The following is an 18,389-nucleotide window of genomic DNA, read 5'->3' on the forward strand; positions in this document are numbered from 1 at the left end:
GAGTAAGCTATCAACACCCGATTGAATAGACACCGAAAGTTAAAATGCTTAGTTAGGCGCATCAGTCATCCAATGCTGGTGTGTATAGTGATACTGCTTGTTTCTCAGGTGAGTAGGGCGGCAGAACCCCTGAGGATCGCAGTTAATCACATTGAAGGGATGTTGGAAGAGCATAACAACGAAGCCCCCTACACCGAGATTCTGACCCATTTGCAGCAAGGTACATCTGGCTCGGTAAGCTATTTCTATTATCCGGGCAGCCGGGCCTCTAAGGCTTTTAATGAGCATGAAGTGGACTGCCTTTTTCCCAGTAGCTTAGGTGTTCACAACGAAAAAAGCCGGCTGATAGAAAGCCTTGCATTCAATACGGCGAAAGCGTACTTCATTGGTTATGAAGAATACCGCACAGAATCCTTGCTGTTACCACGACAGCGTCCGGTGATGATTGCGTATCGCCGGGGTAACACCTTCGGAGGGCGTATTGAGGAACTGGTACACCAGGCACTGGTTGAGGTAAACAGTGACAGTCAGGCCAAATTGCTGTTGGATAAGGGAAGAGTCGATGTGATGTTAGTTTATCTGCCTGATGCGATGCATCTGATTAATCAACAAAAGACTCCTGCCTTGATCTACACCGACGCATCCCACTTTTATTCTCAGAATGACAGCATGCTGTGCCATGACTCTCAGGGGGCCAGTCGCTTTATCACGACTATCAACGAAAGACTGGCTAAAATGCAGGATAGCGGCGCGCTCAAGCGTATTCTTAGTAAGGCTTATATTCAGCCCTGAACAACCGATACAAGGGCAACCTGTGTTCTGTTTTGTTAAACCCAACTCACGCGTTGTAAAAGTATCTGATTGACTCAATCCTCAACCACATAAAACAAACAGTCCGATTTGGCGATATCCGCATTGGTGGTAATCATAAAGAGCTTGAGCGGGCATTTTGTCATCAGTTGATTTCTCTCTACCCGAAACCAGCGTGTGAGCAGGTTAGCATCACCATCTAAACTCAGTGCATTCAGATTGTTATTGTTGATCCACCCCAAAGCCGTGCCTTCAGGGGTCTCGCCAAAGTTGTATTTTTCAATGTCTTTATGTAGGGTCACCGCTTTGTCGGCGAGGGGAACATCGGCATAGGCGATATCACAACCCTCTGATAACTCAACCCGACGAGGCATCTTAAGCTGCTCTACATGTTGTTTTGAAACAAACACATCCTTGGCACTGAGGAATGAAATAAGCCCGTTGTAAGCGACTCTGTCAGCCACTTCATCCTGGGCTCCACCGGCCTCTACTGTAATGATGGGCCCGCCCAACTCCTGTTCCATAATCGCGCCGAGGCGGATCGGGGTAAGGATCATACGATGACTAAAATGAGAGGCCAGAGCCAGGTGTTGTTCGGTAGCCTGGGTACTGACACAAAACGCCGGGCCACTCCCCGAGGTGTTATGCATATCAACCACTGCCTGCGGTGAAAATCCGCGGATTTGCGCTTCGATCGCCTGTGCAAGTTGGTGTTGTAAGTCTTTGATATCCTTCCCGAAGCAGCGATTTAAGTCGGCTTGACCTGGCAGCATGCGATGACTGAAAAGCGGCTCGGTTTTGGCTGCGGCTACTGAGGCTATAATGAATTTTGTCTCAACTTCAGGAATAAAATCCTCATTGAGCAAACGGTGTAAGGCCTTGAGCCCGGAGGGCTCATTGCCATGCAGAAGCGTAACGATGATCCTGCACTGAGAACGATTCTTTCCCGGTATATGAAACACGCAGGGGCCGGGAAGATAATGCAGAAAACGGCTGAGGGTTTTACCTTTTGCCAGCTCAAATGGCGGATGAAGATGCTGTAAGTGTATTCCACTCATTTTGCCAGCTCCCAATTTGCTACCGGCTCGCCGCTGGTAGAAAAGTGCATGTAGTCCTCAAGCATTCGACTCAGTGCTTGCTGTTGATCTCCTTTACCCAAATAGCTATCTAGCCGGTTCAGTTGCCAACTCGCTCCGGTTACACCGTGACTCAGACGTTTTTCAACGACGCTCAGAAGACTGTCTATTTCGCTCCTGGATACCTCAAGATGCTCCAGTCCTTTAGCCGCCTCTGGCAGTAATTGGCCAATAATCTCAGTCACCCGACTTTCTCGCAATCCGTGCTGGTTGTCTAAAGGCCATAATATACTGGCATCCAGCCCATGTTGTGCGGCGCGATAGAAGTTAAATTCAGCGTAAGGGAAGGGGACTTTAGGTAGTAGCTGGGGCATGTGTTCTGCCAGCGCCACCGTTAAACCTATAGCCAGTGCAGCATTGGCCATCATATCGATAACAGAGGGGCCTGCCGGTAAATAGCGGTATTCAATGCGTAAATGGCCTCCCTTTTTATGTTCAAAGACCGGTCGGTTCCATGACCAGACTGTACCATGATGCAGGCAGAGTTCAGCAAAAGGGGTATTATCTTCGCTGATGTAGGGCATAAGCGGGCAGTGTAGCGCAACGTTCTCCGCAAACAGTTCCCAGGCACCTTGGCGCACCCAGCCGTGGCCAAAGCTGACTCTCGAGGGTTGTCGCCATCGCGTCAGCCCTGGGTGGCGGGAGTCGATAGACTGTTTAAACAGTGCAATGCGGGTTTCCTGCCATAGCCTTTGTCCCAGAAAAGTGGGTGAGTTCCCTGATATGGCCAGTACCAGCGAGGTGGCCAGCTGGGCGGCGTTGAAATAGCGTGCAAAATCCGCAGCAGAAACTTTCAGATGAACCTGAAAAGAGGTATTGGCACCTTCCAGGGTCACTTCATCACAGCTCATCTTCAGCGAGTCCTGGCCATTAATATCAACCACAAAGGGTTCGCCTTTAAGGGCACTGAGTTCATTGGTCAGTGCGCGATAACGGGCACGGTCTGTCATATAGTCGCGCTGTAGATGGGTGCTGTTTAAGGTTGGCAGGATGCCAATTGTCGCAATTTTTGCATCCATGCTCGCCGCTTGCTGACGCAATGTTTTAAGAATCGGTAATAATTCAGCTTCCATTGCACTGAAGGGTTTACCCTGAGCCGTGACCGGCGACAGATTGATCTCCAGATTAAAGCGATTCAGTTCTTCGGTGAGTAACGGATGCGCCATGGAGGTAAGAAGCTCTTCATTGTACGGGGCGGGCAATCCATTTTTGTCTGTGATGTAGAGCTCGAGTTCCGCACCGATACTGGCTGGTCCATCAGAGAATCCTGGCTGCTCAATAACCGTTTTAAGCTCATCAAGTTGCTGCTGCAGACGTTTACGGTACTCAGTGTGTTCGGCTGGTGTAAAGTGATCTTTATTAAGTGCTTGTCCCATAAGCGCCATTTTGAATTGGTTTACTATTACTATAGGCTAATTGTCATATCTTGACCTAAAACGAATCTGATTAAGTCTGTGTTTTTTGTAAAGATTTTTGCTTTTTGAGCAGGAAAGTGGGGGAGGTCTCCGAGCTGCAAGAAGAGTAAACGAGAAGCCCAACTCAATCACCTTATGCTTTATCGTTTTGACCCCAAAGGTGGTAGTTAGCTGAACAGAATCAGTTTATAGTTCAAGCCTGTCTAGATGCCCTAAACCCGCTGATGCAAGGCGCTAAAGTGTTTAAGTATCCCGTTCTTATTCTGGCCAACGTCGCCTTCTGGTTTACCTACCTGTTACTGGAACATATCAGCCACCTGCTGTATGGGAAAAACCACTGGCAGGGAAGCGTTTTTGTATCCCTCTTTATGATAATGGCGACCACTCTTTTGGCGTGGTTCCATCATAAACTCAGAAATCATTCTGTTGTCATCAGATACTCGGTACTGCTGGTTTGGAGCGCAGTAACCCTTATTATCTGGAACAATCTGGCCATAGTGCTGCATGGGCACTTGAGTATTGAGGCGCTGTTCAGTGCGCCAATGCTGGATTTGCTCTCGGGTAGCGCCTACCGGGTGTTATTGATTCTGTGTTGGGCAGGGCTCTTTGCCTTAGGTTATGTATATCTGGAAAAACAATCCCAAAAACGCGATGCGGAGAAGGCTATTCACACCGCAAAAGACGCTCAGTTGCAGCTGTTGATGTCACAGTTAAACCCTCACTTTCTGTTTAACGTGCTTAACTCTCTGGATGTTGCCATATTGGAAAAAAATACAGAATCGGCCCATGCCATGCTGGTGAAGCTTAGCCAATTTTTGCGCACCACCTTAGATAACCAATTTGACACCAAAATACCACTTGAGCAGGAGCTAAAACTCCTGGGCCACTTTGTCGAGATAGAACAGCAGCGTGGTAAAGATCTTCTGAATATTAACTATCACATTCAAAATCAGGCGAAGTCAGCCTTTCTACCACCACTGATACTGCAGCCTCTTGCAGAGAATGCGATAAAGTTTAGCCGGCAACTGATGGCCGACTGTGATATCGATTTACGTGCCAGTGTCGAAGCTGGCAGGCTTTGCGTGGAAATTACCAATCCTTACCGAGAAAGCCAGGGGGATCAAATACACGGAACCCAAACCGGACTCAAGAATGTTACAGAACGATTAGCGTTACTTTATGGTGATGACGCCCAGATAACTTCTCGGACTGAGAATGCCCGCTTTACGGTCAGGATCTGCCTGCCTTATGAGGTAGCAGCATGACGGTGAATTGCTGGATTATTGATGATGAGCCTGCTGCGCACAAAGGCATATTGTTGGCGTTACAAAAGCACCGTGACTTTGAGGTGATATACCAGGGGCACAGTGCCGATGACCCACAGCTCAAACAGCTGGCGACACCCGATCTGGTGTTTCTCGATATAGAAATGCCTACGGGCACTGGCTTTCAATTGCTCAGCCTTTGGGAGCATCAGATCCCTCAGATCGTATTTATTACAGCTTATCATCAGTATGCGGTTGAGGCCTTTGATCATAACGCACTGGACTATCTGCTTAAGCCAATTGAGCAGGCTCGTTTTGATGTGATGATCGAAAAAGTTCGTCAGCGAATCAATGAAAAGTCACTGGTGTCTAAGCGCTCTGCCGTTGAAGCCCTCTACACACAATTGAAGCAACAGGCTTCCCCCATGGGGCTGAGCATTAAAACCAGTGAGGGACTGTTTTACGTCAGGCAGAAGCAGATTATCTACATAGAAGCGGTGGCTGATCACCTTGCGTATCATTTTGAAAATAAGACCCTGTTATCTAGAGACTCCTTCAAGCGGTTAAGTCTGGATCTGGATCCTGACTTTTTTTTTCGCTGTCATAAATCCTATATCGTAAATACTGCTCACGTTTTGCGAGTAGAAAAAGGTCGTTATGGCGATGCCATACTGACGATGAGTCAGGGCGACAAGGTTAAAATGAGTCGTCGCTATAAAGACCTGTTGAAACACCTGCAAAAACACGGCATTAAAGCGTAGCCGCTCAGCGTAGATTTCTAGCCGCTTATTTAATCTAGGTAGGTTTGCATTGGGCTGGATGTCAATGTGCCCTCACGACCATCCATGAGGATTACTTTGCTATGCCATCAACTAAACTATACCGGTTCACACACAGGCTTTTTAATCGCCTCATCTCATGCTTCATATTGACTTCAATAAGCGTTATTTCATTGCAGGTCTCTGCTGATAACTCACAAAGTGAAGACATTGGAGCCATAGAGTCTCAGATCATCAATAAAGTGATTGCCGCTTATGGCGGTGATGCGCTGATCAATGCGGCCGCCCTCAAAATCACTGACTATAACAAGGGGCCCTGGCCCGGGGAGAGTGAAATACCGGGTGTACCTGAAATTTGGCGAATCAATGAAGAGCTTACCATTGATTATTCGACCAAGCGTAAGAGCCTGTTATCTTACCGTGTTCCCCGTACCACCATTGATTTGGAAAAATGGATCCATGATGGAACAACCACCATCATGTATGACATTTTGCATAACAAGTACTCAGTAGAAAACTGGGCAGACTTCCATCGATTGGGTGCCAGTGTTGAGCGCAGCAGTGATACCTTGCAGGCCAGACGATTGCATTACGATGTCAAAGAAGCGGACTATCTCGGCGATGAGTATTACCGTGGAATACCACACCAGAAACTAGCGGTAACGCTTAAATCAGGCGCTCAGTTCACCTATTTTGTTGATAAAGAGACCGGAGTGATTCGCAAGATACGCAGAGAACACCCCAATATCGACCTGTTGTACATCTTCGCCAACCACCAGAAGGTCGATGACTTGCTGTTTGCTGCGGATTTAAATTTCTTTGTTGATGGAAACTTGCGACTGACTTCAGTCAAACGAGCCCTGGAGACAAACCCTGATCTTGAACTCGCTTTTGAGGGCTTCAAAGACTATACCCCCTGGGGCGAGACCATTGACCGCTCTATGCTACGCGCCGAAAAGTTAGCCGATGGGGTGTACCAGGCCGGTAAAGGGCGCTCCATGACGGTTTTTATCGAACAATCGGGCCATTTTACCGCCGTTGGCTCTGCAGATGCGTTAAGTGAAAATTTCGCCGCCATTGCAGCCTTCACTGACATCAACAAGCCCATCAACGAATTTATTGTGACGCATCACCATAATGCCAACCTCAGAGGCTTAGAACAGGCACTCGAGCTGGGCGCTAAGCTGGTTGTGGCTGCTTCACATAAACCCAGTATCATGGCCTCATTATCCGGCAATTGGTCTGATGACGATGTGATTGAGATAACTGATCGCCATGCATATTCTCTGGGCAACATTGAGCTTTATGATATTGCCACAGCCCATGCACAGCACTACCTGCTTGTGTATTTACCAGCAGCCAGGATGGTGATCGCTGAAGATCACTATGTTACTGATTTAAAAACTGCCAAACCGAGGGTCTATCATGACATGGTCCGTTTTGCCCGGGCTCTGGATGCATTAGCTCTGGATGTTCAATCCCTTATCGATATCAGGGGCTGGAGAAAATTTAGCCTTGATGAATTCAAAGCCTGGACTCAGAGTTTTGAAATAAAAGGCTGCCCCAAAAACATGCATATTTGCGCCAACGGCTGATGAAGTAGGGGACTCAGTCCCCTGTAAATCAGTGGGCTTGCTGTTGTTGCATATTTATTGTGCAAATGGCTTCACAGATTCTTCACAGCAATGTTGTCTTACTAGGGTTCCTGTCATCCAGAAAAAGATAATGAACATGAAATTGCATGCTAAAACGATCAAGTTAAATACTGTGGGTCCGGCTAACTTTCGCTCACACCGCTTACACAATGAGGACAGGCGGCTGCTGGTCATGCCGCGCCGGCGTTCTTTATTTGGCGAATACTTTATGCTGGCAGGACTGGGTTTTATGGGGGGATTTTCATCCTGCTGTTAATTGATGAGCAAATCAGCGCAAGACCTTTTACCATCATTATGCTGGTTCTCGGAACCTTATACATTGTCCTGAAAAAGCTGTTTAAAAGATGCTACAACCAAGTGATTTTTGATAAAGACAAAAATCTCATTTTCAGTACCTACCAGAAAAATGTCTCTGTGCCGATGACTGACATTATTGATGTGGGGATAAAGAAACGGCGTATATACGGCGGATTACACGATGAGCATTCGGGTGCCTACAGGGCTTATGACATTCAGCTTAGGGATAAAAACGGACAGCGCTATTCGGTGCTCAGCCATGCAGGATTTAACGATGTTGAGACCATGGCTATTCAGATTGCACAGTTTTTAAAGGTGGATCTGGTGATACACGATAGTTAAATCTAATCGCGTATGAGTTCGGTGCGAGTTTGACACATGGTTGAGTGATATTTGAAAAACGGTCGTGCACATTTACTACGACTTATTGCCAGACATGATCCCAAATTATGAAACCACACTGAATGCGGATTTCTTTAAGCATCAGGTTGACCGTGTTCTGCATTACATTAATCAGCAATGATGGATGGGTGCTGCTAAGCAGCCGCGCACTTTAGGGCGCGCCTGCGTGCAGCAACCCATACCAATTGCCACAGATAACCCCCCTGACCATCTGATACTTAATTACCACTAATGTATATTATGTTAAATTAATAACGTATTTATTATAGGGCGTGCAGGCTATGTGTGTCGTTTCTATTCCAGTTCTGGAATGGCTTTCTAGCGAAGCTGGAATTTCACTACCAGCCCCACTTTAATCGATCGTAGAAGGAAGCTAGCTTTCGGAAGCTACTAGCATAATTAGAATTGCTGTATTCAGTCTTATCTATGTTGTCGATTAAGAATTTTTTGAGCAAATCCAAATCGATTTTGTCACGAGTAAGAAAAGGTATATATGCCGACGCATTCTCTGGAGTACATGAATCTATGATATACGCTAAGTCTTTATGTCGGTATTTCCTGAAAAATGGCTTAGAATACATTTGCAGCCTGTAAGTCTTGAGGTCCTTTTCAACTACTTTTGAAATGTTCCATTGTAAGCACTTATCATCATATGTGTCTCTGTCAGCTATTCCGATTTCTTGAAGATATTTGAAAGTTGGAACATATGGAGTGTTTTTACAGAGTGTTGGAATAACCTTTTCAAGGAGCTGAGCAGGATCATATTTCTTGTTGTCTAACAATAAATCCTCGATTAATTCTGGGACTTTTATAGTTGCATAACCTTGCTTAGCTGGTTTATCTATCTCTTGTGAAGCAACACCCACCCCTACAAGGAACTCAACGTCTTCTTTAGTTTCAATTTCATCAATATCTACAACGCATATCTTATTTTCAGGTTCTGACGATCTCACCAGTTCATATAACTGCTCTTTACAGTAGCGTAACACTCTTGCTGGAATCTTTCGTTTAGTAGCATCTATTGCTTCATAAACTGGTATAAAATCATTTGTCTTGACTAGCACCAATGGAATTTGAGTTCCATCAATCGATAGGTATGTTTCTGAAATACTTGGGTTTTCACCTTCATTGAGCCTTTGTACAAATATGAGGTTTCGTCTTAATTGATCTAACTTATCTTCCCCCATACAAGCTGTAATCGCGCTTAGTAGGCTGCTTACATTTTCATCAGATATTGAGTATCCAATAAATACTATTGGATGTTCAACGAAGAGGGTTATCAACTTTGCTGCTAGGTAGGTATTCTTGTCATTAAATTCAGCGTAGTCATTATCTGTTATAACTAAAGAGTTCGGTCGACTAGAACACCCATGAATCTTATATATCTCCCCCACTTCTTGTGGATTTGAAAACAGTAACTCGTCTTGCCCTATATAAGTGCGATGCTCTGGAAACAACTGTTCTATAAACATATCCCAGTTTGTTGTAATCACCCCATCGACATTCAATCCAGAAAGTAGTGCTACCTCTTGCTTGTAATCTGATGATAAAGCTTTTGATTGATCTAGTGTTGAAAGGTAGTTGCAGATTTCAATTCTTAGCGCAGATGTCTCATCTATAACTTTACTTTTGAACCGGTCGACGTTTTTTTTATACTCTTCGGCTTCCCACCAGTATTTATTAAAGTCTTTCGCTAATAATGTAGCGACAGCTGGAAGGTTCCCGTTTGCTGTTGCTAAGTAATACTCGAATGGTTTGCCTGCAACACAATACTTTTCTAATAGGCCCCTCCAATCCTCAAGTCCAAGGTAGCGCCGAGAGAAGCCAGATCCTAAGAATAGAAATGGGCCTGCCATACTACTTTGAAATATTTCTATTAATGCGCTCTTTATATCCATATTTAGCTCTTTTTCATTTGTTTTGTATTAACATATCAAACATCAATTCGGCAAAGCGCTTTGATGCATCCTTGCTCGCCAGTACCTTCATGGCCATATCACTGTGAATGCCCATGCTGTCTATTACGGCTTTATTGATCGCATTTGGGAAAGCGCCAAGTAGCGCTTGTTCCTTGGTGTTATTGCTAACCTGTTCCATGGCCTCTTCGTTCTCTTCCACTTTTGTTCTAATGGTATTGGCATAGCTGAGCATGTCACCATCAGTGAAATTTTCACCGGCGAACAGATCATTCAAGCGCTCTATGATCTCACGTAATAGCTCTGTCTTTTTCTCGCGAGGTGTGGCCCCTGCCCCCTCTTTCACTGCTTTTAAGTATGCTTTTTCCTGTTCGGCTACTAACCTGAGGTCCTGCTCTCGGCGCTGATGTAGTTTGTAATGCGTCATTACCACATCTTCCAGTGGGATCTCCTCGTTAATCACTTCAATCCGCAACAAAGGGTGCAGCTCTTTTGCAAACAAGGTCAGCTTTTCTAAATCTTCATCTTCGAAATTGACAATTTGCGAGCTGAATTCGTAAAAACGGCAGAAACCTATTAAGTCTTTGCGGAAGACTTCCAATGCATCACGTGCACGTTTCGTTTCTACCACGCTGTTATCAGCGTAATTAATAGCTTTCTCGTTACCGTCTTTCTTTGCGCGTTGCAGCTCTTTTTGTGAATGCTGATAAACTTCATTAGCATCCTGATAGCGTTTTTTAAAACGTTCGACTGCGGGTTTACAGATGCTGAGCAGCTTGTCTTGACCGACTTTCTTATCGTGGTACGCATTAAAAAAGGCTTCCACTTCATGCCATTGATAAATTCGGGCGTCATCAAGTTTGTGTTTAAGCTCATACACCAAATTGGGATCAGAAACAGCGTTTAGCTCAGCGGTTTGAAAGAAAACCTTGAATTCCTCCAGCACATCTTGTGGGTCGTTAACGAAGTCCAACACAAAGGTTTGCTCTTTACCCCGATATATCCTATTCAACCTCGACAGTGTTTGTATGCATTCAACGCCTTTAAGTGGCTTATCTACGTACATGGCTACCAGCTTAGGTTGGTCGAAACCTGTCTGAAACTTGTTCGCAACCAACATTACCTGATAGTCGGGCGTATCAAAGGCTTTGCGCATATCACGGCCCTTTAACCCCGGATTCATGCCATTTTCGGTAAAAGCAGAATCAGGAATATCAGGATCATTCACTTCACCAGAGAATGCCACCATCGCATTAATACCCTGATAGCCTTTGTCCCGAACATATTTTTCAAAGGCGAGTTTATAGCGAACCGCTTCTAGCCTGCTTGATGTAACGACCATGGCTTTAGCTTCACCATTAAGCAAGTGCTTAATACGGCTATTAAAGTGCTCGACGATGACTTCGACTTTCTGAGCAATATTGTAAGGATGCAAGCGCACCCACTTGGCTAGCTTGGAAGCCGCTTTTTTGCTATCTACTTCAGAGTCTGCATCTGGCGATTTATGTGCAAGCTTATAAGCCACGTTATAGCTGGTGTAATTTTGTAGTACATCAAGAATAAAGCCCTCTTCAATGGCCTGTCGCATTGAATACACATGGAAAGGCCGTGGCTTGTTCTCATCACTCAATGGTTCATCTGGTTTCTCGGTACGACCGAATAACTCAAGGGTTTTGGCTTTGGGTGTCGCGGTAAACGCGAAGTAACTGATTTTGTTCGAGCCTTTACGGGCCTCTAACGTTAATCGAAGAATGTCTTCACTGCTGAGCTCTTCATCTGAGTTATCAATTTGTTCTGCCATCAGCACTTCACGCAGCTTACGCGCGGTGGTTCCCGTCTGACTCGAATGTGCTTCATCGGCAATCACCGCAAAGCTTTTACCGGCAAGGCTGGTATCTTCCCGTATCGCGTCAAGTACAAAAGGAAAGGTTTGGATCGTCACAATGATAATGGCCGTGCCGGATTTTAACGCTTCGGCTAGCTGAGCCGATTTTGCGCCCTGCCCATCCTCACGGTTCACCCGTGCAATCATGCCCTCATTGTGTTCAAACTGATAAATGGTGTCCTGAAGCTGGCTGTCTAGCACGGTGCGGTCGGTGATCACAATGACAGAATCAAATACCTTATCACCGGCTTTTTTATTCAGTTCAGGGTGTTCCGTATGGTAATGCAAAGACGCAGTTTGATGGCTTAGCCACGCAATAGAGTTCGATTTACCTGATCCGGCACTATGTTGAATCAGGTATTTTTGCCCCGTTCCTTCCAATTCAACGGCGTTAAGCAGAGTCGACACGGCAGACCACTGATGATACCGGGGAAAGATCATGGTCTCTTTACGTTTGATCCTGCCGTCAGGCTGCTCTTCTTCAGTGATTTGAAGATGAATATAGCGCCCCAGAATGGTCAGTAGGTTGTCGCGGTCGAATACTTCCTTCCATAAATACTGGGTTGCATAACCTTCATCTGGGGTGTCGTTACCACTGCCGCCATCGGCTGTGCCTTGGTCAAACGGCAAGAAGAAGGTTTTAGCGCCATCCAGTTTGGTGGTCATGGCGACGTTGTTCTGACTTACAGCAAAATGAACCAAGGCACCACGCTTAAATATCAGTAACGGCTCTGGCTTTTTGGTGACAGGATCTTTGGGTAACCTGTCTTTCATATACTGAATTTTGGCGTTTTCGATACTTTGCTTAAATTCAGATTTCAGTTCCAGCGTGGCAATGGGAAGCCCGTTGATAAACAGCACCAAATCAATACGCCACTTTTTAGCCGTCTTTTTGTTTGGATCCGGTTGAACATCATCTTCTTTGACTTCCGCATACGGGCTATAAACGACCTCGGGCACTACTCGCAGGATATTTTGGTTATAGCGCTCAGTCGCATCAGGATTAAGGTCATGGTCGGGCTTAAAGGCACAGAGCGAAAACTTAGCCCCGCGATCCACTACCTTGTTACGTAGCACCCAAAGCGTACCTTTGTTTGGGTTTTCCAAATCTCTCACAACAGCTTTTAATAGCGCTTCTTCGGGATCTTTATGAAAACTGGAAAGCTTTTGCCATTGTTGTGGATGCGTGGCTTTCACATAGGCAATGAGGTCTTGCGGGTACAGCGCCCGCTCTTGATCGTAATACTTGTTCTCGCCGACTTCCCAGCCTTGGTCAGCTAACGCCTGAATAATATCGTTTTGGAAAACTGCTTCGTTGACTTTGCTTCTATTCGGATTTTTACTATTACCACTCAAATAATTGAAGGGGTCCTTATGAGATTTTGAGAGTTTCATCATTGCTAGCCCTGAAAACTCTTCAACACCGGAACTTAATTCAACTCTTCTTCGCCTGTTTAATGGTGGCGCTTCATTGTCATCTCTGTCAACTGGGCTATTTTTTTTATTGTTTTTATCTGTCATCTCTCAGCCCCTAAGCAACTATCAACCACATTCACATTGATTGGTTTTCTAGAAGATGCTTCATCTAAATCAGCACCAATGAACACAGCGGCACCCATCACTAGCGGCACGCACCCGCCTAAAACAAACCTAATGCCTGCATTCAGTTTGCTGTTTCTTTTATTATTTACGGTAGAGTTCTCATCGCAACACTCGGCAAGCTCTCTAAAAATCTCATTAGTAATCCCCTCAACACCTGTGTCTGAATCACCTGAATTGATGTGAAATTGACGCCTTTTCTCAAAGTCACCCAAAGATGGGATATAGGAGTATTCGTTTCCCCAAAATGATTTAATCACTAAGATAGCGGCTCCTGCTAGAGTGAGCGTGGAGATTAAAAGGAGAATTGCCGTAGTAATGACCGGCCAAGAAACACCGATTGTTAAATTTTTGGCCATGTAGACAAGTAACCCGCCTACTGCCACGAGAAACGCCAACAGCAACTGAGCTCTCGCCGTTATTTCTCTCTTCGTTTCCAGCTCTAGGGCGTATTGCTCTCTATAAAACTCTAAAAGGTTATTAACTTCCATGATGTATTCACTTTGTTTTTACAGTTATCTCGCGACTACTTTTTCTGGCTTACGGTTTCCTAACGCCAACGTTTGTGGCTTTAACATAGGCAATCAGATCTTGTGGGTACAGCGCCCGCTGCTTGTCATAATGTTTGTTCTCACCAACTTCCCAGCTTTGGTCCGCCAATGCCTGAAGTATATCGTTTTGAAAAATCACCTCCTGTGATTTGCTAGGCATGGGCTTCCTCCGTTTTGGGTGGTTGCCAGTTGCGGACGTCGATTTTACCGGTAACGGCAGCAGCAATTATGGCTTGTTTTTTTTCTTTTAATAACCTTACTGCGTCTTCTGATTTTTCTACTAAGTATGAAAACTTATTATGTGTTTCGAGACAGAATGAAACAATTTTAGTTTGCTCTGCCAATGAAGGCAGTGTGCATTTTAAGTCACCAAGGATTGCCATATTTAGCCCTTCCATTGTTGAGCCTTGGGAAGCCTCTCGCAGCTTATTTTGATAGGGTTTAGATAATATTAATTGCTTCATAAATCTATTATTTACCAACGCGCTATTCAGCTTATACCTAACCAAACGAGGATTAATGATGCCGGTTTCAAATGTGTCTGGCACAACAGTAGCCTTTCCTATTGAACCCATGACAGATATTAATAGGTCTCCAGAGTGAAGTTTATATCGCCTCATTTCGTTAAATTTTTCTTCATCAATGTAGTAATCACCAACTGTTAGGTCGTCCGCAATTACCTGCTGCTGCCCGTAAACCTTATAGCCATTTTCTGTGTACATGCTTTTAGTGAGGGACGCTCCATACGGTCCTGCGGCTTTTTCAGATACAAGGTACTTTAAACTAATTACTGTCCAATGTTCCGGCACTTCACCCAGCCACTCAACCCCCGAATCTTTCATCGACACATCAGGATAAAGGCCTTTGGTAACGGCATGGGAAATCACGGCTTGGCGCTTTTCTTTTAGCAACTCAATCAGCTTTTCTTGCTTAGCAATCAGGGCATCGATTTTGGCGGTTTCGTGGTCGAGGAAGTTGGCGATATTCACTTGTTCATCAAATTTAGGAGCAGAAACCTTCAATGCTGCAACTTTTTCTTGATTGATATTTGGTTGCCCACCACCCGACGCTAAATTGACAATCTCTTGTCTAAAAGCACATAACCAGTAAAAAACATACTTATTACTAAGGCGCTTTGATGTTGGCAATACGCAGCAAGCTTGGTTCGTGGTGGCATCAATCCCGAAAATTCCTATTCGACCAATTGTTGCGCCATACATAGCAATAGCTACTGAACCAATGGGATATGTTTTGAGTGTTGGATATCTTTTTATTGCTTCAAGGCTAAGTTTTTTCCTAGTGTTTAGTATGACGTTTTCTCTAAGCTCGCCTGTAGTCACCCATGGAATCTCACCAGAAAAATACTCTTCTTTATTCGTGTCTGGCGTCGTTCCAGAGCCTATTCCGCTGACTGCATGCGATAATTTCCATAAATCCCAACTTACTGGAATCTCTCCCAACCACTCAACGCCTGTATCCTTATACTCAGGATATCTATGATACTTCCCTGTCATCAGGAGTGTACCTCCTGAAGCAGTTGCATGATTTCAGCACTGACTTTATCCAAGTCTGCGTCGATTTCTTCTAGGCTGCGTGGTGGCTTGTATTCGTAGAAATGGCGGTTAAACGGGATTTCATAGCCGACAATGCCGACCTTTCCGTCTTTTTCATCCCGCTTCGTTTCGTCTATCCATGCCAGTGGTACGTGGGGTTTTACCTCACGCTCAAAATACGAGTAAATATCTTCTTTAAGCGGCACATTTTCATAGTCACGCAGGTCCGGGTTTGGCTCCATCTCGCCTTTATTTTTGCCCGATTCGAAATAGCATATTTCAGCGTCGTCATTATGCTCACCGAAGAACTTGACCAATGCTTTTTTGTTGGCGGCTGAAGGCTTCGCTGGTGCGATGACCTTTAGAAACTCATTGCGACTCATCAGCGTGGTGCCTTCAGCCAGTGTTGACAGTTCCGCGTAACCAATCGGAGGCTCTGGTAGGTCTTCTAAATCCGGCTGCTTCTTGCGCTCAGATTCCAGCATCTGCTGGTAATAATCATCGAGTTTTTCTTTGGTGATGGTGAAAGAAAGCTGTAGTGGTCGTTCGACAGTGATACGACGATAGCCGAAATCTTTATAATCAAAAATCTTACTGACTTGCTTCGAGTTTTCTGGGGAGGCCTCAAATTCACCGAACAACCGAACAATCTTCTCGATGCTCTCGTCTGGCAGGTATTTACGTTTTGAGCCTAATGACTTGCGCATTGACGAGTAGAAATTATTTTCAGGATTTTCTTTATCGTCGGTACTGGCGTTAATCAGCTGCACCTTGCCTTTGCGATGGGCAGGTTTATGATTGGTGAGCACCCAGATGTAAGTCGCAATGCCTGTGTTGTAGAACATGTCGGTGGGCAGCGCGATAATCGCTTCCAATAAGTCGTGCTCTAACACATAACGGCGAATTTCACTTTCACCACTACCCGCGCCACCGGTAAATAACGGCGAGCCATTTAAAATGATACCAATGCGTGAGCCACCTTCTGATGGGCTGTGCATCTTACTGATTAAATGAAGCAGGAAAAGCAGCGAGCCGTCAGATACACGGGGCAAGCCCGGTCCAAAGCGGCCATCATAGCCTTTAACCTTATGCTCATCGCTGATGACTTTCTGGACTTTCTTCCAATCCACACCGAAAGGCGGATTACTTAGCATGTAGGAAAAGTTCTGATGGATTAATTGGTCGTTAGAGAGCGTGTTGCCCAGTTTGATTTTATCGACATCCTGCCCTTTGACCAACATGTCGGCTTTACAAATCGCGTAAGACTCTGGGTTTAGCTCCTGACCAAAGGCGACCAGTTTGGCCTTTTCATTCATTTCATGGACGTATTCCATCCCTGAAGATAGAAAGCCGCCGGTTCCGGCAGTCGGGTCGTAAATGGTACGAACAATTCCCGGCTGCGTCAGCACATCATTGTCTTCAATAAACGTCAGCGAGGTGGTCAGGTGAACGATATCACGTGGGGTAAAGTGCTCCCCTGCTGTCTCATTTGAGCTCTCTGCAAAACGGCGGATAAGCTCTTCGAACACCAACCCCATATGATGGTTGTCGATGGTGTCAGGGTGCAAGTCAGTATTAGCGAAACGCTTAGCGACCTTGTATAGCAAGTCCGCCTCAGCCAATTTATCCAGTGTGTTGTAAAAATCAAAGTGCTCAAAGATTTCGCGAGCACTGGGGCTAAACGCACGAACATAGGCTTCGAGGTTATCAACGACACCGGTCTCGCCAAGGTGGTTTAAGTCCATTTTGCTGGTGTTGTAGAAGCTCAGCTCTGCCACGTGCTTAAGGATTTGCTCTTGCGCCTCGGGTGGCATGTTCTTTACTTCGTCATACTTATCCAGAACCGTCTTTTTCTTGTCTTCCAAGACGCATTCCAGTCGGCGTAATAAGGTAAACGGGAGAATAATGCGGCCATACTGGCTTTGCTTGAAGTCACCGCGAAGAAGGTCAGCTACAGACCAGATAAAGGCAGCGGTTGATGAGAAATTTTCAGTCATACGTTTCTTATTCTTTTACGCTTGTCCATAAACTTGCACCAATGTAACGCGATCTAACGAAAAATGCATGGCCTTCCAACCACGCTTTGTGGCTGCTGAACGACATCGAGCCCCTTTTCTTGTCTCTAACTCAGGAAAAGGTTGGCTTACCACACCTGCTTATCGCTCGTTTTTTAAACTGATTTCATCTAACCCACTTTTCGTATAGAACATCCTGCAATAACAAGTCGCCCCCGTGTTTATGTGCTTTATATAGTAATTATCTTTTTTGTGTCGAAATAGGATGGAAAAATTTTAATATTTTCATCTGCTTAAAATTTAAGCAAAAAAATAAAACACAAAAAAAGATAATAGTTATCTTTAAACAAGCGTAAGGCTCAAAAGTGATACTTAACTCTGGCGGAATTTGCGTTATCTTCACAGGTTGACTTAAATCGTATGAGGTTTAATCAAACCTGTTTCATGGAGTTAGAGAGCAGATGCGCAACGTAGAGAACAATACCGATTTAACTAGACCGATAAAGCGAAAAGGACCGGTTTTCGCTACGGGTTACTTTGCGACGAGCAAGAATATTCATCGTCTCTACTTTGAATCTTTTTTAGAGCTTTCTGCCATGCTGCACTATGAATACGATCCTACTGTTGATTTCATAGACTCCCAGCCCGCCTCATTTGAACTACAAGTGGGTAACAAAATTGTCAGATACTCTCCCGATCTTTTAATAAGACGCATGCCCAATGAATTGGTTTATGTCGAAGTCAAACCAACAAACAAGCTTAAGAAGAAGAAAGTCCGCAACAAGCACGCAGCACTTCGGATAGCGTTAAAACAGTTAGGCCGGGAGTTTGTCGAGTTTACTGAAGAGGACATACCGAATACCCGGTATAAAAATCTAGAGTTGCTGCATCAAGGCGCGAGCTCTTATCAAGGGGCTATTCCAAACGTTAACGATGCTCTAGTTGCGCTGCCACAAGAGTGCACCACTGTCGGCGACGCCCTCTCGTCACTTAGCTCCAGTGGCCTGCACCAGAACATGCTGCATTACCTGTTATTTAAACAATATTTTCGCTGCGATTTGGATAAGCCGCTGACCAATGATTCGGTGATTTATTCGAACGTAGCCTAGGA

Annotated in this window: 13 protein-coding genes; 6 read left to right on the forward strand and 7 right to left on the reverse strand. The window is 45.1% G+C overall.

What is annotated here, in order from left to right:
• Positions 1–87: 87 nt before the first annotated feature.
• The gene (locus CCY32_RS01080) at positions 88–792 is read left to right on the forward strand and encodes a transporter substrate-binding domain-containing protein (protein WP_168171397.1); all 705 of its coding nucleotides are present in this window, start codon (positions 88–90) and stop codon (positions 790–792) included.
• Positions 793–866: 74 nt separating this feature from the next.
• On the opposite strand, the gene CCY32_RS01085 is transcribed toward CCY32_RS01080, so the two are convergent.
• Entirely contained in the window at positions 867–1,868 is a 1,002-nt protein-coding gene (locus CCY32_RS01085) for a succinylglutamate desuccinylase/aspartoacylase family protein (RefSeq protein ID WP_088328508.1), read from the reverse strand.
• On the reverse strand, positions 1,865–3,322 hold the full coding sequence (locus tag CCY32_RS01090; protein ID WP_088328509.1) for a hypothetical protein: 1,458 nt from the start codon (positions 3,320–3,322) through the stop codon (positions 1,865–1,867). Before CCY32_RS01090 ends, CCY32_RS01085 begins: the two co-directional genes overlap by 4 nt.
• Positions 3,323–3,600: 278 nt before the next feature.
• Here CCY32_RS01090 and CCY32_RS01095 point away from each other — a divergent pair, with 278 nt between their 5' ends.
• The 4 genes from CCY32_RS01095 to CCY32_RS01115 all read left to right on the forward strand — a co-directional run bounded on the left by CCY32_RS01095 (position 3,601) and on the right by CCY32_RS01115 (position 7,699).
• Positions 3,601–4,626 (forward strand): histidine kinase, encoded by a 1,026-nt coding sequence (locus CCY32_RS01095; RefSeq protein ID WP_168171398.1) that lies wholly within the window; start codon positions 3,601–3,603, stop codon positions 4,624–4,626.
• Positions 4,623–5,387: a LytTR family DNA-binding domain-containing protein gene (locus CCY32_RS01100; RefSeq protein ID WP_088328513.1), complete on the forward strand. Its 765-nt coding sequence runs from the start codon at positions 4,623–4,625 to the stop codon at positions 5,385–5,387. The genes CCY32_RS01095 and CCY32_RS01100 overlap by 4 nt, the downstream gene beginning before the upstream one ends.
• Before the next feature lie 167 nt (positions 5,388–5,554).
• Positions 5,555–7,000: a hypothetical protein gene (locus tag CCY32_RS01105; RefSeq protein ID WP_141096154.1), complete on the forward strand. Its 1,446-nt coding sequence runs from the start codon at positions 5,555–5,557 to the stop codon at positions 6,998–7,000.
• Positions 7,001–7,417: 417 nt separating this feature from the next.
• A complete protein-coding gene (locus CCY32_RS01115) occupies positions 7,418–7,699 on the forward strand; it encodes a hypothetical protein (RefSeq protein ID WP_141096155.1) in 282 nt (93 codons plus the stop codon).
• A 398-nt stretch (positions 7,700–8,097) separates the two neighbouring features.
• Here CCY32_RS01115 and CCY32_RS01120 read toward each other — a convergent pair whose 3' ends face one another.
• The 5 genes from CCY32_RS01120 to CCY32_RS01140 all read right to left on the reverse strand — a co-directional run bounded on the left by CCY32_RS01120 (position 8,098) and on the right by CCY32_RS01140 (position 17,260).
• Complete coding sequence (locus CCY32_RS01120) at positions 8,098–9,657, reverse strand: SIR2 family protein (RefSeq protein ID WP_088328521.1); 1,560 nt, start codon at positions 9,655–9,657, stop codon at positions 8,098–8,100.
• A 13-nt stretch (positions 9,658–9,670) separates the two neighbouring features.
• Positions 9,671–13,081 (reverse strand): DEAD/DEAH box helicase family protein, encoded by a 3,411-nt coding sequence (locus tag CCY32_RS01125; RefSeq protein WP_246840488.1) that lies wholly within the window; start codon positions 13,079–13,081, stop codon positions 9,671–9,673.
• Positions 13,078–13,650, reverse strand: a complete 573-nt coding sequence (locus CCY32_RS01130; protein WP_088328523.1) for a hypothetical protein — start codon at positions 13,648–13,650, stop codon at positions 13,078–13,080. Before CCY32_RS01130 ends, CCY32_RS01125 begins: the two co-directional genes overlap by 4 nt.
• Positions 13,651–13,862: 212 nt before the next feature.
• Positions 13,863–15,224, reverse strand: a complete 1,362-nt coding sequence (locus tag CCY32_RS01135) for a restriction endonuclease subunit S (RefSeq protein ID WP_088328525.1) — start codon at positions 15,222–15,224, stop codon at positions 13,863–13,865.
• Positions 15,224–17,260: a class I SAM-dependent DNA methyltransferase gene (locus CCY32_RS01140; protein WP_088328527.1), complete on the reverse strand. Its 2,037-nt coding sequence runs from the start codon at positions 17,258–17,260 to the stop codon at positions 15,224–15,226. The genes CCY32_RS01135 and CCY32_RS01140 overlap by 1 nt, the downstream gene beginning before the upstream one ends.
• Before the next feature lie 479 nt (positions 17,261–17,739).
• Between CCY32_RS01140 and CCY32_RS01145 the strand changes: the two genes are divergently transcribed.
• Entirely contained in the window at positions 17,740–18,387 is a 648-nt protein-coding gene (locus tag CCY32_RS01145; protein ID WP_088328529.1) for a TnsA endonuclease N-terminal domain-containing protein, read from the forward strand.
• The last annotated feature ends 2 nt before the right edge of the window (positions 18,388–18,389 follow it).

Origin of the sequence: Lacimicrobium sp. SS2-24 (genome assembly GCF_002201535.1) — a bacterium.
Classification (GTDB): domain Bacteria; phylum Pseudomonadota; class Gammaproteobacteria; order Enterobacterales; family Alteromonadaceae; genus Lacimicrobium.

What these genes read in the sequence shown, in the direction of transcription:
- CCY32_RS01085 (WP_088328508.1), bottom strand. Translation starts at nt 1,868, where the DNA reads ATGAGTGGAATACACTTACAGCATCTTCATCCGCCATTTGAGCTGGCA.
- CCY32_RS01090 (WP_088328509.1), bottom strand. Translation starts at nt 3,322, where the DNA reads ATGGGACAAGCACTTAATAAAGATCACTTTACACCAGCCGAACACACT.
- CCY32_RS01100 (WP_088328513.1), top strand. Translation starts at nt 4,623, where the DNA reads ATGACGGTGAATTGCTGGATTATTGATGATGAGCCTGCTGCGCACAAA.
- CCY32_RS01120 (WP_088328521.1), bottom strand. Translation starts at nt 9,657, where the DNA reads ATGGATATAAAGAGCGCATTAATAGAAATATTTCAAAGTAGTATGGCA.
- CCY32_RS01125 (WP_246840488.1), bottom strand. Translation starts at nt 13,081, where the DNA reads ATGACAGATAAAAACAATAAAAAAAATAGCCCAGTTGACAGAGATGAC.
- CCY32_RS01130 (WP_088328523.1), bottom strand. Translation starts at nt 13,650, where the DNA reads ATGGAAGTTAATAACCTTTTAGAGTTTTATAGAGAGCAATACGCCCTA.
- CCY32_RS01135 (WP_088328525.1), bottom strand. Translation starts at nt 15,224, where the DNA reads ATGACAGGGAAGTATCATAGATATCCTGAGTATAAGGATACAGGCGTT.
- CCY32_RS01140 (WP_088328527.1), bottom strand. Translation starts at nt 17,260, where the DNA reads ATGACTGAAAATTTCTCATCAACCGCTGCCTTTATCTGGTCTGTAGCT.
- CCY32_RS01145 (WP_088328529.1), top strand. Translation starts at nt 17,740, where the DNA reads ATGCGCAACGTAGAGAACAATACCGATTTAACTAGACCGATAAAGCGA.